This window comes from Paenibacillus thiaminolyticus, assembly GCF_007066085.1.
GTDB classification, from domain to species: Bacteria; Bacillota; Bacilli; order Paenibacillales; family Paenibacillaceae; genus Paenibacillus_B; species Paenibacillus_B thiaminolyticus.
Genome location: NZ_CP041405.1, coordinates 2,183,458 through 2,197,896 on the forward strand (window position 1 = coordinate 2,183,458; position 14,439 = coordinate 2,197,896).

The window sequence follows — 14,439 nt, forward strand, 5'->3', positions numbered from 1 at the left end:
GCCTGCACCTCCTACCGCAGCCGCAGCTTCCGGCCTTGCTCCAGATCCTTGACTTCATCGCTCCGAAGGCCGTTCAGGCGCTGAATCTCAACAGCCTTGCTCTCATCATTGAAAAACCGTTTGGCTACCGCCCATAGCGATTCGCCCGGGCCAAGGGTATAGGTGGAAGGAATCATGCGCTCATCCGGCCGCTCCGGAGGGGCCTTCTGGATCGTGACGGTGCTGTCCGTGTTCGCGGACTTCGTCATTTTGTGCGCATGGAAAAAGCGATATTCCTTCAAACCGAGCTCATAATCGATATCCCCTACGCTGCCGGACGACTCCGACCAGGTGAACTTCTCGATAACCATTGCGAGATTAATGCGCATGGAAGGCGAGGTCAGCACGAAGCGTATCGGGCGCTGGCGCTTCATCCAGCCGCGCAGCATCTCGACATAGTCCTTCGGCTGGAGCAGCCGCTCAGGGGGAACATGAACATACGGGGCCGGTCCTGCGGGGAACAGGCTGCTGAATTGCAGCTCAGCCAGCTTCATCGGCTGAATCGCGTTCACCTCGCCCAATCCGATAATGTCGAAGGAGGACAGATTCCCGGATTCGCTTACCTGCAGCTGCGGCGGATTGACGGGCAGCTCCATCACCTGCTCCTGATTGTTGATGCTCAGAAAGATACGGTACTCATTCATCAGCCGTACACCCCTTCCGCCGTCGAGACAAACTCTTCTTCCAGCTTCTGTTCGATGCGATTGATGAGCGTATCGAAGTCAAAGCCTTGGTGGATGTCGCCCGTGGATACCTGCACCGTCGGTGTCAGCGTCACGAAATTTTGAATGCTGTCCATCTCCGCCAGCTCACGCATCATCATCAGCTTCTCATCGGAAATGTCAACCTCGCCTTCGACCTTGCCAATTTTGCCGACTTCTCCTACCTTCGAGATTTGTGGCGCATTCATGCCTGTAGCGATGGGTTTGAACTGATCCGTTCCCGTTGGTCCGGGATCGGTTATCTTTTTGAACAGGTCGCCCGTGAAAGCACTGTTATTCTTGATGAAGTCCTGGCCGCTTTTGAAAGCCGCGTCAGTAGCGGTCTGCTCCATTCGGAATTTTGAAAAGTCAGCCAAATCATCCCGTTCGGTTGTCGGCTTTATTTTTTCTACCCAATCCGTACTCCACTCATTAACCGTTTCTATGCTAGAGTCAGTCAATTTGTTAATAAAAGAAATGACTTTGTTGATACCGCGAAGGATTGTATTAATCATATTAGCAACATAATCGACAACGTTTTTCATCAAATCGTAAAATAATTTTTGAAGTGAATAAATAGGGGATTTGAAAAAATTAACAAGAAATTCCCCGAATGCCACGAGTATATTCCAGATCAAAGCTATATTATTTTTTATTGATGCAGCCATAGAAAAAAAAGCGCCAACAATAGCTCCGATTGCTTCTCCTGTAGTCAAACCGAAATTTTTCAGGTTTCCGATCAGTAATCCAATCGCCCCTATAATCACAAAAATCGGCCAAGCCGCAATCAGCCACTGAACGAGCCAAATCGCAGCGACCATGGCAACAACGATGCCAATGGCAGCGAGAGCAGTTTCCACCAAGCTCCAATTCTCTAACAGGAAACTCACGACCGCTTCCGTGATGGAGCCAAGCAAGCTCAATCCGCCATGAATCGCTTCGAAAAATCCATTGAATCGTCCTTCCTCAAATGCCTGATTCAATAATTGCAGCACCGGACCAAACGCCGTCATGGCCGTCTCGCCCATCAAGGCCAGCATGCCCTGGAAGCGATTGACGGCAAGCTCCCATTGCTTCACCGGACTTTCCATTAAGAGAGCAAGAGATTCCTGACTCATCCCGGCCTTGGTCATCAGTTCATCGAAGGCTTCCAGGAAGCCGTCCAGATTCCCAGTCTGGCCGAAAGACTCCATTTTTTTCTGCAGATCCTCATTGATCGGCAGATTCAACTGCTGAAGCAGGCCATCCGCCTTCCCGAAGTACGCCTCCTTCATCGAGCCTGCGAGTCCAGCGGCATTTTCATTCGGCCGGAAGGCGGCTAAGCGCTGCACCATCTCATTCATTTTGGTGACATCATTGGCATTTTTCGAAATCGCAGTCAGCACAAGTCCGGACTCCAATGACTGGTTCACATCACGCCCCGACTTGAGCGCTTGGGATCTCATGGTCTCGAACACGGCCGCTCCCTGCTGCGCATTGCCATATTGCGCTTGGTAGCGGGAACGGAAGTCTTCCGCCGCAGCCGCATTCTGAATTGCATGGATGCCCATCGTCTGGAGTGCGTTCAATATTGGAAGGGCCGCGCTTTTCATTTTCTGCCCTACCGTTTTCTCTTCTTCGCCCTTGCCCTTCTTCTGTTGCTGTTCCTTGCCTTTCTCTTCTGTGGACCCTCCTGCTTCCACTGCGGAGGCGCCTGATGCTTCAACCGTTTTAGTGAAGCTGTGGGCCGCATCGCTCCATTCCTTGCCCGCGTGTGCAGCAAGCTGCTTCCATGACTCCGTCATCGAATGAAATGACTTCTTAACGACTTCATCAATGGAGGCCATAATCCTCAGATGCGTCATCCCCATCATTTTCAGAATCGGGTTGAATTCAAAGCTCCAATCGTTGCGCATGCGGTTGACACGCTGGGGGAGCACGATAGGAGCCGGCGGCTGTGGCGGCTTGAAAATGATAAGCTGCTTCTCGTTCATGAACTCTCCTCCTTTCCCCGGCAGAAGCTAAGCCTTCCCATCTACTGTCTCATTCGATAAGAGAGAGAAGGCTCTGCCATCTGCGAATGTTCTACCGCTTCTTCATCTTGCGCTGCGCGCGGCGTTCTTCTTCCACGCGGATGTCGATCATCGCATAGATGGCTGCCCGCTCGCGCTCGGGCAGGTCGAGCAGCTCATGCGGCAGAATGCGAAGCTTGTGGAGGGCGTAATAGGCATAGTTCGCTTCGCCGTCGCCCTCCCGAATTAGTTTTTTACTTCATCAATGAGTTCGTTCATGTCCTGATTGAATCCATTCAGTGCCTGAACCTCTTGCAGCAGCGCCGCATATTCTCCCGGCAGAAGCATCTTGCGAAGCAGCGCCTCCGCGCCCATGACGCCATACGATTGCTGCAGCTCCGAGTTTTTCAGGTCTGGAAAGACGACGCTCGCCACGATCAGCTTCGCTGTATATTCATTGAAATCAATCTCCGGCGTCACAGCGCCTCCCTTGCCCTTCTTCTGTTTGGTCGCGGCCTTGCGGCACTGCTCGTTCTCAACCTCGCTGATACTGCGAAGCTGCCATGGCACCGGCTCTCCCTGTTCATCCTTGAAGCGGGTAGAGACGACATAAGCCGTCTCCGTATTCGCCTCCGCATTTTGGGCCAAAAAATATCGCAATGAACTCATTGCTGCTTTCACCTCGCATGTTATTTATAATTACGAAATGCTATTGAAGTTATTTAAAATATCGACGTCGTCAAACGTAAACTCGACTTCCTCTTCCAGCACGTCGCTCTCTGTATCCAGCTTCGCCATGACGACGCTGTTCAGGTTGACGTTCTTCAAGCAGACCGTCTGCGTGCCAATCGAGGACATCGGATCTTCATTCGTAATCTGGATAATGAAGTTCGTGTCTTTGCCATTCTTGACATATTCAAGCATCATATTGCGGAACAGCGGCGTCATATAGTAGATCGTCATGCTGCCGGTTCCCGTCCAGCCCGCTGCCTTATGCTGCACGCTGCGGCTGCCGAGCACCTTGACTTCCGCTTTCTGCTTCTCGATCTTCGCCTCCAGCGTCTTTACATAGAACATTTCCTCGTTTTTACCGTCAATTTGGGCAAATGCCCGCCCTTCGCGGCCCGAAATCGTATCCTTCGCCTGCAACAATGCCATGTTACTTCACCTTCACTTTCATATAAATTTTCTCTACGGCGTCAACCGGCTGCACCGCCAATTGAATGACGATGCTGTCGCTCATATCGCCAGGCGTAACCTGTACATCGGTCTGCGCATCAAAAGGCTGAATCGCGGACAAGCGCACGAGCTGATCAAGGTAAGCGATACATTCGCCGCGGAACAGCTGGCGACCGTCGCCGTTGTTGTTCACCTTGCCAACATAGGACGTCTCGAACAACTGCTTCATATCGTTGGCAATCCCGTCAAGCACCCGAACAACCCGGTTTTTGGAGAAAACACGGCCCTTATCCGGGGAATGAGACGTAAAGCTGTTGATGTCCTGTTCGACGACCGCACGGCCCCGCTGATGAACGAATACGAATTCGCCCGCCTCCAGCGCGGCTTCGACCTGGCGGTTCGTCAGCCGCACATCCGCGTCGATCGCATCCTCATACGCGGTATAGGTCAGCGACTCATTCATCGCCGCCGCAGCCGTAGCCGCAGCCACCCACACGCACGCTTCGGGAGCGCCGAGCACAGTGCCGTCCGCCAGCTTGACCCCGTTTTTCACGCTGATCACGCCTTCGCTGTCCGCCAGCGGATAGTTCGCCAGCACCGCCTGTACCTTTTTCCCTTCCTCCTCGCGCATCCGCTTGATGAATGCCGTATAGACGGAAGCAAGTGTCTTGTCCTCCGACGGCACGGCCACCGTATGGAAATCCTGCACCGCCAGCGCATCAAGGAAGTTCATATGATCTTCATTCGTCGCCGTGCCGTCCTCGCCGCCAGTCAGCGGCAAGCCTGCGATCGCTTCCAGCACACCACTGCCTTCGAATTGCACCCAAGCGTTCGCCTTCAGCTCCTCTGCCTGGGCGACGGTCTGAAGATCAACCTCGCGCCCGGCAACCTTTGTGATAACATCCATCTTCGTATCATCGAGGACGTTCGGACGAACGACGAGTACGATGTCGTTCCCGCGAACGCCGCTGCAGCGGGCACTCGCCTTCCATTCCTTGTGAGTGGCCTGCGCCATGGTACCTTCGTTCAGCCGGTACAACAGTACCGTCTTGGCCCGTTTGAATGCTTCACGCACCAACAGCAGCGCCTTGTCCGTCACCTCATAGCCGAGAAGCTCGAAAGTCGCTTCTCCAGCCGGCAGTTCCAGCACCTGGCGAGCAGGTCCCCAGCTCAGCTTCAGCGGCAGGGCCACAACCCCGCGTTCTCCCATCGTCCCCATCGGGCCCGCTTCCGAATCGAAGCGGACATATACGCCCGGTCTCACCTTGTTCTGCGTCATCCATGTTCCTCCAGCCATCACAATACCTCCTGAATCATAAATTGGTGAAGCAGCGCAGCAACCTGCGCCTTCGCATACATGCCGTCCTCCCGGAGCAGCGCATGCAGCATGTCCCGCTCCCGTCCGCTGTCCGCCTTCGCTTCCAGCCATTGCGCCTTCGTGTAAGCCGTCTCTTGCCCATCAATGCTCATCTCGAATCCGCTCCTCCTGCTTCATTGCTTCCATCTTGCTGCTTGTCTCCCGCTCCCGCAGCAGCGTGATCGCATACTGCACCCGGAAGCGCAGCATATGATCCGGGTACTCGTGGCTCATCTCGGCGCCGCGGCAGCGCATCGTCCCGAAGTCGACGAGTTCCAGCGCGTCATACAGCGCATCGGCGACCTCATCGGGATGCGGCCGTTCCCCGGCCTCTCCAGGCACGTAGTCGACCTCCACTTGCCATGCTGCCGCATAGCGCCGCTCCCCTGTGCGCTGCCGGCTTCCGCTTCGAATACGGACGGCGCAGTACGGCGCAGTCGCGTCCGCTGCCGCCTCGGCATCCAAGACCGCCATTTCGGGGAAGATCTCCCCAAGCCGCCGCATGATGCCTTGCCGAATCTCGGCACTGTGCACGTTTTCTCCCCCTCTGCAATCCGGCATAAGAATCCGTGAGTGGTCCGAGGCTGCAGCCCCAGCTTGCCCACCAATAATAAAAAAACCACCCGGCATCATCATCCGAATGGTCTCTATTCATGGGCTGCCTCCGATCCGCCTTCGTCACGGGTTCATTGGCACACCACTTCACGCTATTATCTTATCATCGGAAGCCGACCGTTAGCGTGCCAGCATCCGGCCAAATCGAGGACAGGTTGAAGGCCAGGGACGGATTGGCGGTGCCACGGCATGTGGGGAGATTCCAAACCACCGTTCACTTCCAGACCAGGAAGTTCCATTGCACCACGCGCCTTATACAGGGAAAAGTCCTCTAGTTAAAATCAATTCCTGTAATCTGTTTGTACTCTTCCGGTGTGATTTCTCCGAAAGGGTTGGACTCTGTTTTCACGGCTGCGCGCAGCCCCTCCGCGTCGATCCATTTGCATTCAAACGCAAGCTTCCAGAAAGTCATGCGGATTGTCCTCCTTTGAGCTTGATCAGTTCAAGTTTTGCCTTCGCCAACTCCGCGCCCAAGCTGTCGATGACGCTTTGCTGTTTAATATTTTTGATTTTCATTTGTGTCAGTTCTTGGCCCAGCACATCGGATTGTGAAGGACGAGGCGGGGGATTGAGCGCTTCTATCTCCTCGTCCGTGAGGCCGTTTCGCCAAAAGCTTGTGCCGTCCACAGGCTGCGGCGGTTCTGGTTGCGGATCGTCGCTCTCTGGGTCATGCTCGGCCATGGCGGCCAGGTATTCGGAGTATGCGGCATTGAAGTCTGCCTCGGCCTCCCGGTAGCCTTCTATATCGAATATAGGTTGATATAGTCCATCCGGCATCGGTATGGCGACTGTGTAGCCTACGAGTATGGTTTCCGGTTCGGCTTGTTGAGCGTCGTCCTGTTCCGGCTTGGGAAATACTTCTTTCGGCTCAACCAGTTCACGCCGGTCAAAAATGCCCGTTACGGAGTCCGTAACGAGCATCGGTTCGATGTAGCGTCCGGATAGGTCGGTTATGATTGCTTCTTTCATAGTGCGTCCTCCTTCAACTATCAATTGGAAAAGATATTCCGTCCAAGAATAGACTACCATTTAATCCTTCCCCATAATACAAGTACACCTCTCCTGTTGGGTGTACACCAATCGAAATTAATGCGGTATTCTGAGCCCCTTGTGACGTGAAACTTACCTGCTTTACAAACCTTTTTGGCCTGTAGCCTGCAGGTAGTTTGAACAGCAACGTGCCCGAGGTTGCTGTTCCGCCTTTAACTCTTCCCCTAAACCTCACCAATTCGTTTTCTTTACGATATCCAGCCTCGAAGTGTGGGCCTAAGGATCCCCACCCACTCAGTAACGTTGGAGTAATCCACTGCGGAGGATTCATATCCTTCTCCGCCTTCTGATTCTCAACCACGCTCAACCGCCGCTGCACATCGCCTACACCCTGTACCAAGTCCGATACAGTCCCGCGCAGGTTCGCCGCCACGGTGCTGCTTATCGGAGCTGCAAGCGTTGGGTCGAGCATCGTATAGGTGATGTGGCAGACTGCGGTTGGGTCGTACTCGGCCCCTCCGTACATGTATAAGCGTTGCTTACCGTAAGCATAGGGATGATTTGCTTCGAAACTCCAGGAGGCATTGTCCAACAAGCTATTTTTATATATTCCCAGAAACTCACTAACTTTGTGTTTAACTTTGCTGCTCTCTTCTCCAGGATAAGTTGAATTTATTACGGTATTTCCGTTTATTGGGGAATGAAAAGGAATCACTTTCTCCCTTAGCACAATACCGCTGCCGACCTCGACCATGTTCGATCCTGCCGAGAATTTCGCCCCTAGTTCGTAATTCCGGACGGGTTCTACGGTAGGCTTCGCCTTTAGGTATTGGAGGCGGTATGGCTGCCAAGTCCGATTTAATTGATAATATGTCGTATTAGATGTGTTTGGGAATGTGCTCGGCGTACCAGAACCAGTATAACCGCCCTCATACGTAGTACCATCAAAACTTTGTAGTGGTGTCCATCCTTTATGCAATCCGTCTGTACGGTTATAAGTCCCTATAGCTGTAGGGTCAACACCCGAAATATCGTACATCTTCCATCCCAAGAAATATGCCTTAATCTCATCCTGCGACGGCTCGTAATCCTTTCCCCATCCGCTGTCTGAGTTGGCGATAGTCATCCAAACATACCCTCCAAGTGAGCCGCTTCCTACGTTAAATGAATCGGGCTTAACCAAAGGTGCTGAAATCGTATCGTGAGTGAGTTGTGTACCATCAAATTTTATTAATGCAACGTGATTAGTGGTATTCTTTTGTTTTAGCTCAATCGAGAATTGCTTAAACCCATCAGGCTGATCGTTGGTGGTCGTATTATCAAAATTACTTGGTTCAAGCGTGACCTTCTTCCACTTCTCCAACACATAAGGCAGCCCATCGTCTCCCATAAAGAGCGTATCGGGATTGCTGCCGTCTACTGGATGAGCGGCCAGTTCTGTTTCGAAGGCGAGCTTGCTGCGTTGCTGTGGGAAGAAGGGCTTCGGGTCTGTACCGGGAACAAGCATTGGATTCTTAACTTTAAATGAGCCAGTAGCTGACATATTGCCAAAGAATACGCCGATGTACTTGGTATCGTCGCCAATTTCGATGGTTGCTCCTGATTCGTCGATTTCATGTTGCCGTATTGGTGTTGCATCATACTCGGTCTGCTCATTAAAGTAACATCTTACGTCTGACCCCATAGGGTCAAAATCAACCCGGTACGTTTTATGTTTTACCTTCATATTCCCGAGACCAACGAATTGAATCGTGCTATTAGTCATCAGGTCTATATCATAATCAGACCTTATATCTACGATTGCTCCATTTACGGCTCCCATATGATAGAAGGACGGCAACAAATTGCCTCCTGTTACGATGGCGTATGGATTCGTCACGTTGGTCAAACTGTCTACGTAAGGGTATTTCTCCGCCACCTGAGCAAACTTCATGCTGCCGATGGCTTCGTATTCAGCTTGCGTGATCTCATATAAGGCAAACACGCCGATGCGGAATTCTGCGCCAGCCGTCCCTTCGCCCCGAAAGTAAAAAATGAGGCTTTCTTCTGCGGATAGGTGGGATGGAGAGATATCTATATAGCGGTACTGCATCCCATTCCCTTTGGAAAGATTGCCCGACTTCCGGATCGTATAATACCCGTCAGCCTTCCATTCTGCTAGGGAAAAGTAAACGGGTTTATCACACGAAATATTGTCCAAGTATGCTACTGCTACATAATGCTTGGAGCGGTCAATGTTTAGTTCGTACCGGGCGCCAAAGTGTCCCGGACTGTCCGCTGTACGGTTGCATACGATTTTCTGAGCTTTCGTTCCCGTCGGGACAGACGTTGTTATGATTTCACCCGTGCCGAAAAACGTGAATAGCGGTGATGTTCGGTAATCATAATTACCGTCTTTTCCAATCTGGTTGACGAGAGTTCGTCCTATAATATCCCCCAGCCTGAACGGCGCATCATGCTCCGATTCAACAATTTGATAACCTGGCCGGAAGGTAAGAGCTTCAGAAGGAAGCGTCTCTAACTGCTTACTCATGGTGACATCGTTATCAAGCAGCGGTTTAAGGACATTCGGGTTAAAGTCATCAGGATGTGCCCTTGTTTGCGTCGTCACGCCTTGAATTTCCTGGTTTATTCCCCCTGGCAAAACGTCACCTTTAATGCTCACGGTGATTCACTCCTTATTAAAAAAGTGCATCGAAGTCAAATTCAAGCTCGTCATTTGCTTCCAGGTTTTTGGTCGTCGTCGTCTTGATTGCGGCCAGTGCCCCGTCAGCATCAAAGAGGGCCACTTCGTTGATTCCCGCACCAGCTAAACCGTCATTTTGGGCCTGGACGGATAAAGAATAACGTACCGTAGCCGGTTCGGGCATAGTTGTCCTTACTTCTTTGCGAAAAACTTCATTAAACAGGCTGGTTTCGTCCCCGGTCAACGGCTTCGGAACGCCGGACGCATCTACGCCGCCGGTGCCGATGGCGATATGCGTGATTTTCACCATAGGATCCATTCCGGCCGCAGCACGAGCCAGCTTCTCGCGATATACTTTCGTTCTTGCGGTTGCCATATGTTCGCCCCCTTCAAAAGACTTCCTCATCAATAACCTGACCTGCGCGAATGTGGCGCAAGCTGCACTGATCCGCACTTTCCAGATAAAAATCGAGCCCGAACGGATTCATCCCGCTAAATGATTGCTCGCCAGCAAACTTCCAGGCCCCATTAAAAACAAGCTCGTCAACATCATCAACTTCATAACGGCTAAATCCAAGGTACAAGTATGAGCCTTTTAATTTAGACCCACCGATGATCTCCGAGGCGTAATCGAGCTTTATGCGACTTTTCACCTTGGCTGAAGCCTCTATGTGAAAAGAGTTGAATAAGTCAATCATCAGTTCTACGATATGGAGCAAATGAGCGGGTTTCGCTTCCTCGAATGCAAATTTAAGACCGGTGTAACTGGTTAGGTCATCAATATCATAAATCGTCTTGAAAGCATACGATTCATGCAATGGCAGGAACAGTGCGTTCCTAGTTTGGCTATACGCATTCGCCAGGTCGCGGGCCGTTTGTTCCGTAAAGGTGCCGCCACCGATAATTTTGGCCTTAATTCGGGAACGGCGGGTTTCATAGCTGTCCTCGTAAATGGTTGGTAAATCCCATTCCTCTTCCCAAATGTCAAGCCCCCAAGTTGCACGTTCAAGATAACACTGCTCCAGTATGGAGTCGAAGGTTTGCCATAGACCATCCAACTCAATCCCCTGTGTATCCAGTATCGAGAGCATGAACGGGGATAATTCATATTGTTTTTTCCGTAAATAGCCCAACATAATTGGACCCCGGTTGCTTTTGAACGACGAATTAACTGACATTAATCGTCACCGTCCCAAGAATCGCAACCGCATCTTGCGCAATTTCAATATTGGCTTCATTTCCATTGACTTTGAGGGCTCCGTAGTCAATAACAGGAGGGATATCCAGAATGATATTTGCAATCCGAGTATAGCGAACAAGCGGATCGGCAAATGCCAGCGTCTTTAAGTATGCGCGGACACCGTCCTGAATCATTTCTCGTACCTCGTTAGAAGAGCCTTCACTGCTGAGCGTCACGGTGACGGAAACATGAATCGGAACCTCGGTTGCTCCAACAACGGTTACCATCGAACCGATAGGGCACACATTTTGGATGAAACTCTCAACGGCTTCCACGACTGATGGAGCAGGGGCTGTTTTCTCTTCATTGATAAGTACCACTTTAACCGTACCCGGACCTGCCCATAACGGAATAACTTTTAAGCCGCCCACCCCGGGAATCGAGAGCGCCCATTGCTCGTAATCCGATTTGTTCCCGCTGCCGGTCGGAGTGCGGACCTTCAGCAGAAAACGCTCCCGCAGCGAATCGTCGCTCTCTTCATCGGTTCCGCCTTCCAGCGCGGTCAGATTCGTCACCGCTGTAATGCCTGGCACAGGCTCGCTCAAATGGCGTATCGCTCCCGCGGGCACGTTGCCGGATCGCCCTGCATCGAGAGCCTCCACATCGGTAAAGCCTTCGCCGTTCTCCGCAAGCGAAATGCCATGGATCACCCGGTACAGCAGAGCGGGCGTTGACTCCGTGCTCTCGGTCGCGATCACGTACCCGCCCGGGACGGCCGCGCCGGGCTTGCCTGTAAAGCGGATTGTTTTGTCCGTTGAACGGGCTGTGGCGGCAGGCCGCCGTGTCACACCGTGCTCCGCGCAGCGTTCGTCAAGATAGGGGCCGAACGTCGTCGAAGCAAATGCGCGCCGCAATACCTCCTTGGCCCAGTCGGCTGCCTGGGTCAATTCGATCGCCGCCGGTTCCAGCACATCCCACGGAAACGATCCTTCCGAACGATCCAGGCTTACCGGCAGCCGCGACAGCATGCGGTCTCGGATGACCTCTTCTGTATCTTCCTGTAAAAAAGGAGGCAGTTCCCTCATACGCTCACCTCCATTCGTTGCTCTTGTCCAATGACCGGTACGGCCGTAAAGGATACCGTGACCGAATCGCCTTCAAATTCATACTCAAAATCGGTAACCATCTGCGTCCGAGGATCAGCAAGAAGCGTCTCGGTGATGGTACGTTCCAGTTCGGAACGAACGGCGGCCCGGGTCGGCTGCCGAATTGCATTCCGGATCTCGCTTCCGTAATCGCTCGAGTAGGCGAGACAGGCGAAGCGTTCGGTCAAGACGGCCTTCTGGCACCATTGCGCCCACGCCGTATGGCCATCGGCCATTACGAAGCGCCCGGCTCCATCGATGACAAAATCGCCGGTTGCGAAATCGAACAGCGGACTCTCGGGGTATTGAACATCGTTCGGGCCCTCATTCTGGACCAGAAACGGCATGGAGAACGCCGGAAATAAATCAGGCATGATCGCCGCTCACCACCTTGCTCATAATGATAGGCTCTCCGGACACCCACAGCACCAGGACCCGGTCTCCGGTTACGAAGCGGGGACTGACATCGGCAAGCCGGCTTCCATCCTCCCCAGTGACAAAATCAAACCGGGTCAATGCGGAATAGGTCGTCTCTGCCGTATCCTCCCCTGTCTCGACAACAGGCGAAGCCAGGCGGGCCACTCGGGAATATACGGGGACAGTGAAATCCCAATCGGCCAACAAATACCCTTCCGCCGGAATCGGAACGGCGAACTGATCTAGCAGCAGGCTGCCGTCGTCCTGGATCGTGCCCAGGTCAATGACGTTCAACGTATCCACGCAGCGGGACACCCTCCCGTCCATGGCGGACAGCAAGCGCCCGGCCCACTCTCTTTTACTCATGGTCGACCACCTCCATCGTCATGCTGCGGTTGTCTGCATCATGCTGAATCCCGTCTATGATGTAATAGCCAAGCAGCGTGCCGGCTGCAATATAGACCTTGTCCCCCCGCCGCAGAAAAGGAAGATCAGGAGCCGTAACGCTCCGCCGCCTGCGCGGCTTGCCGCGCTCCTTCAGCACTTCCTGCGCAGCCTCCCGCACAGCCGCGACCGTGTCATATTGCTGGGAATAGATGATCTCTTGCAAAATGCCGAATTTCGTCTGACCATCCACGGTATCATCGATTTTGAGCCGAGTTTTTTTCATCCCCTGTCCCGGCCCCTCATGTTCCACTTCTCCGGCTTGCTTGCTGACGATTTTGACGCGAGTCACCAGATTCTCGATATCCTGTTGATCGCTGGCACTGCTCACAACATCTGCGTCGAATTGATAAATCGGCTTGTTTTGTCCGGCTTTGACGACATGCATTTGGCCGTTGCTGGCGCGGATAATATACTGGCCCTTGCCGCGGCTGCGCACCTGATCGATGACGGAGGTCATCATCGAAGCCAAGGTCTGGCTGCGGAACGGCTGCGCGGCTAAGACAACCGCAGGCAGATCCATCTGGCCGAGCGGAATATTCCAGGCTTTCGCAATATCTCTGATAATGACGGAAGCTTGCGTGCCGTTCTTGTACCAGCGATCGTCCTTGCTCCGCAACAGGTAGATCAGCATATCATACGATTTAATTTTCAAGACGCCGTTGCCATCCTGCATATAATCCCAGTCGAAAATGACGCCCTGATGGATTTCCTTCCATCCTTGGCCCCAATCCGCTTGTAAGATCGTCCGGGCGCCAAGCTGCAGCTGCTGATGCAGCCATTTGCCATTCCATTTCTGGTTCCGTATCGAAAAAGACAAGCGGACAGCCAGTTCATTAGGCTGTTCTTCCCAGCTTAAGCCGCTGGCCAGCGTGGTGAGTGATATCTGTTCCCCTGCAGGCAGGAGAACAGATAGGTCATATTTCACGTCAGCGATATTGATCATGGCGGCACCTCCTACACAGGCAGCCGCAGAACCTGGCCCGGCTTGATTTGATTCGGATCCGGGCCGATCTGCTTTTTATTGTCAGGGATGCGGTAGATGTCGCCGTGGCGTGCGCCATTTCCAAGAAACCGCTTGGCGATGCCCCACAGCGTATCACCCGGCTTCACGGTGTAGGTTGCCGGAGGCGGCGGCGCGGCGCGTCCGGCAGACGCGGCTGTTCCGCTTGACTTCGCCTTCTGGCCTTTTTCCGGAACCATGATCATCTTGGCTTGCACCAGCTCAATCGAATATTGAGCGTCACCATGCCCGCCCAGCCACGTATGGTCAAATGTCTGGATATACACATCGTGATTGATCGGCGTCTCGGTAATCAGCAGCTTCAGTTTTTGGCCTTTATCGCGCCAGCCGGACAATAGCCCCGCAATCGCTTGCGGGGACTGCCAGGACTTGACGGTCACGCTGTCCTTCCGCGCTTCTCCGGGGAAGATTCCCTCCCAGTTGAACCGTGTCGGCACCGTGCCGCGCGGTATCGTGAACTCGCCCAGCGCAATGCTCTGATACGTGACCATGCGCGCGGCCGTAGCAGCCGTGACCTGCTGCGGGTTCAACGGAAACAGCAATCTTCTTGAACCATCCGACAAGTAGAAATCCATATGCGCCTCCCTTATAGTGCGTGTTGAAAAAGGCCGTCTCTCAGCACCGAGAAGGTGGCTTGAGCTCGAAGCGGTTTGGCGATGAGCCGATTCCCC

17 protein-coding genes are annotated in these 14,439 nt (G+C 53.1%); all 17 read right to left on the reverse strand.

From position 1 onward, the window contains the following. Positions 1-11 precede the first annotated feature (11 nt). The gene (locus tag FLT43_RS09820) at positions 12-683 is read right to left on the reverse strand and encodes a LysM peptidoglycan-binding domain-containing protein (protein ID WP_087445060.1); all 672 of its coding nucleotides are present in this window, start codon (positions 681-683) and stop codon (positions 12-14) included. Beyond that, positions 683-2,713 carry a phage tail protein gene (locus tag FLT43_RS09825; RefSeq protein WP_087445059.1) on the reverse strand — a complete coding sequence of 677 codons (2,031 nt, stop codon included), beginning with the start codon at positions 2,711-2,713 and terminating at the stop codon, positions 683-685. The genes FLT43_RS09820 and FLT43_RS09825 overlap by 1 nt, the downstream gene beginning before the upstream one ends. Before the next feature lie 264 nt (positions 2,714-2,977). Next, positions 2,978-3,400, reverse strand: coding sequence for a phage tail assembly chaperone (locus FLT43_RS09830; RefSeq protein ID WP_087445058.1), 423 nt, complete (start codon positions 3,398-3,400; stop codon positions 2,978-2,980). A 30-nt stretch (positions 3,401-3,430) separates the two neighbouring features. Further along, entirely contained in the window at positions 3,431-3,889 is a 459-nt protein-coding gene (locus FLT43_RS09835; RefSeq protein ID WP_087445057.1) for a phage tail tube protein, read from the reverse strand. A 1-nt stretch (position 3,890) separates the two neighbouring features. Further along, positions 3,891-5,207, reverse strand: coding sequence for a phage tail sheath family protein (locus tag FLT43_RS09840; RefSeq protein ID WP_087445056.1), 1,317 nt, complete (start codon positions 5,205-5,207; stop codon positions 3,891-3,893). After that, positions 5,207-5,380 (reverse strand): hypothetical protein, encoded by a 174-nt coding sequence (locus tag FLT43_RS29310; RefSeq protein WP_164776460.1) that lies wholly within the window; start codon positions 5,378-5,380, stop codon positions 5,207-5,209. The genes FLT43_RS09840 and FLT43_RS29310 overlap by 1 nt, the downstream gene beginning before the upstream one ends. Continuing rightward, on the reverse strand, positions 5,370-5,801 hold the full coding sequence (locus FLT43_RS09845) for a phage tail terminator family protein (RefSeq protein WP_087445055.1): 432 nt from the start codon (positions 5,799-5,801) through the stop codon (positions 5,370-5,372). The genes FLT43_RS29310 and FLT43_RS09845 overlap by 11 nt, the downstream gene beginning before the upstream one ends. Before the next feature lie 352 nt (positions 5,802-6,153). Then, the gene (locus tag FLT43_RS09850) at positions 6,154-6,294 is read right to left on the reverse strand and encodes an XkdX family protein (RefSeq protein WP_087445054.1); all 141 of its coding nucleotides are present in this window, start codon (positions 6,292-6,294) and stop codon (positions 6,154-6,156) included. Next, entirely contained in the window at positions 6,291-6,851 is a 561-nt protein-coding gene (locus tag FLT43_RS09855; RefSeq protein ID WP_087445053.1) for an XkdW family protein, read from the reverse strand. The genes FLT43_RS09850 and FLT43_RS09855 overlap by 4 nt, the downstream gene beginning before the upstream one ends. Before the next feature lie 13 nt (positions 6,852-6,864). Beyond that, positions 6,865-9,537: a hypothetical protein gene (locus tag FLT43_RS09860; protein ID WP_087445052.1), complete on the reverse strand. Its 2,673-nt coding sequence runs from the start codon at positions 9,535-9,537 to the stop codon at positions 6,865-6,867. Between the two features lie 16 nt (positions 9,538-9,553). Beyond that, positions 9,554-9,934: a phage tail-collar fiber domain-containing protein gene (locus FLT43_RS09865; RefSeq protein WP_087445051.1), complete on the reverse strand. Its 381-nt coding sequence runs from the start codon at positions 9,932-9,934 to the stop codon at positions 9,554-9,556. A gap of 13 nt (positions 9,935-9,947) precedes the next feature. After that, on the reverse strand, positions 9,948-10,694 hold the full coding sequence (locus FLT43_RS09870) for a putative phage tail protein (RefSeq protein WP_164776462.1): 747 nt from the start codon (positions 10,692-10,694) through the stop codon (positions 9,948-9,950). A gap of 31 nt (positions 10,695-10,725) precedes the next feature. Next, positions 10,726-11,823: a baseplate J/gp47 family protein gene (locus tag FLT43_RS09875; protein WP_087445049.1), complete on the reverse strand. Its 1,098-nt coding sequence runs from the start codon at positions 11,821-11,823 to the stop codon at positions 10,726-10,728. Continuing rightward, positions 11,820-12,257 (reverse strand): DUF2634 domain-containing protein, encoded by a 438-nt coding sequence (locus FLT43_RS09880; protein WP_087445048.1) that lies wholly within the window; start codon positions 12,255-12,257, stop codon positions 11,820-11,822. Before FLT43_RS09880 ends, FLT43_RS09875 begins: the two co-directional genes overlap by 4 nt. Then, positions 12,250-12,666, reverse strand: a complete 417-nt coding sequence (locus tag FLT43_RS09885; RefSeq protein WP_240927260.1) for a peptide methionine sulfoxide reductase — start codon at positions 12,664-12,666, stop codon at positions 12,250-12,252. Before FLT43_RS09885 ends, FLT43_RS09880 begins: the two co-directional genes overlap by 8 nt. Further along, positions 12,659-13,690, reverse strand: coding sequence for an XkdQ/YqbQ family protein (locus FLT43_RS09890; RefSeq protein WP_087445047.1), 1,032 nt, complete (start codon positions 13,688-13,690; stop codon positions 12,659-12,661). Before FLT43_RS09890 ends, FLT43_RS09885 begins: the two co-directional genes overlap by 8 nt. Before the next feature lie 11 nt (positions 13,691-13,701). Further along, a complete protein-coding gene (locus FLT43_RS09895) occupies positions 13,702-14,343 on the reverse strand; it encodes a LysM peptidoglycan-binding domain-containing protein (RefSeq protein ID WP_087445046.1) in 642 nt (213 codons plus the stop codon). Positions 14,344-14,439 lie beyond the last annotated feature (96 nt).

Bases quoted from the DNA above. Each gene is read 5' to 3' on its own strand.
- FLT43_RS29310 (WP_164776460.1), bottom strand. From the start codon at position 5,380: ATGAGCATTGATGGGCAAGAGACGGCTTACACGAAGGCGCAATGGCTG.
- FLT43_RS09820 (WP_087445060.1), bottom strand. From the start codon at position 683: ATGAATGAGTACCGTATCTTTCTGAGCATCAACAATCAGGAGCAGGTG.
- FLT43_RS09890 (WP_087445047.1), bottom strand. From the start codon at position 13,690: ATGATCAATATCGCTGACGTGAAATATGACCTATCTGTTCTCCTGCCT.
- FLT43_RS09880 (WP_087445048.1), bottom strand. From the start codon at position 12,257: ATGCCTGATTTATTTCCGGCGTTCTCCATGCCGTTTCTGGTCCAGAAT.
- FLT43_RS09835 (WP_087445057.1), bottom strand. From the start codon at position 3,889: ATGGCATTGTTGCAGGCGAAGGATACGATTTCGGGCCGCGAAGGGCGG.
- FLT43_RS09865 (WP_087445051.1), bottom strand. From the start codon at position 9,934: ATGGCAACCGCAAGAACGAAAGTATATCGCGAGAAGCTGGCTCGTGCT.
- FLT43_RS09870 (WP_164776462.1), bottom strand. From the start codon at position 10,694: ATGTTGGGCTATTTACGGAAAAAACAATATGAATTATCCCCGTTCATG.
- FLT43_RS09885 (WP_240927260.1), bottom strand. From the start codon at position 12,666: ATGAGTAAAAGAGAGTGGGCCGGGCGCTTGCTGTCCGCCATGGACGGG.
- FLT43_RS09855 (WP_087445053.1), bottom strand. From the start codon at position 6,851: ATGAAAGAAGCAATCATAACCGACCTATCCGGACGCTACATCGAACCG.
- FLT43_RS09875 (WP_087445049.1), bottom strand. From the start codon at position 11,823: ATGAGGGAACTGCCTCCTTTTTTACAGGAAGATACAGAAGAGGTCATC.
- FLT43_RS09830 (WP_087445058.1), bottom strand. From the start codon at position 3,400: ATGAGTTCATTGCGATATTTTTTGGCCCAAAATGCGGAGGCGAATACG.
- FLT43_RS09895 (WP_087445046.1), bottom strand. From the start codon at position 14,343: ATGGATTTCTACTTGTCGGATGGTTCAAGAAGATTGCTGTTTCCGTTG.
- FLT43_RS09850 (WP_087445054.1), bottom strand. From the start codon at position 6,294: ATGACTTTCTGGAAGCTTGCGTTTGAATGCAAATGGATCGACGCGGAG.
- FLT43_RS09825 (WP_087445059.1), bottom strand. From the start codon at position 2,713: ATGAACGAGAAGCAGCTTATCATTTTCAAGCCGCCACAGCCGCCGGCT.
- FLT43_RS09840 (WP_087445056.1), bottom strand. From the start codon at position 5,207: ATGGCTGGAGGAACATGGATGACGCAGAACAAGGTGAGACCGGGCGTA.